At 46.5% G+C, this 217-nt stretch carries 1 protein-coding gene; it reads left to right on the top strand.

From position 1 onward, the window contains the following. A partial coding sequence (locus AB4486_RS24290) for a phosphomethylpyrimidine synthase ThiC (RefSeq protein ID WP_372119192.1) occupies positions 1-217 on the top strand: 217 nt, incomplete at both ends.

Raw genomic sequence — 217 nt, 5'->3', positions numbered from 1 at the left:
TTGCTGAAGGTCGAGCTATTATCCCTTCAAACATTAACCACCCAGAATCAGAACCGATGATTATTGGTAGAAACTTCTTAGTGAAGGTGAACGCCAATATCGGTAACTCTTCAGTAAGCTCTTCGATTGAAGAAGAAGTTGAGAAGCTAGTCTGGTCGACTCGCTGGGGTGGCGATACCGTGATGGACCTTTCCACCGGCCGTAATATCCACGAGAC

Origin of the sequence: Vibrio sp. 10N.222.55.C6 (assembly GCF_041473395.1) — a bacterium.
Lineage (GTDB): Bacteria > Pseudomonadota > Gammaproteobacteria > Enterobacterales > Vibrionaceae > Vibrio > Vibrio crassostreae_C.
The sequence above is the reverse complement of the archived record's forward strand: the minus strand, read 5'-3'. Positions and strand labels throughout refer to the sequence as shown.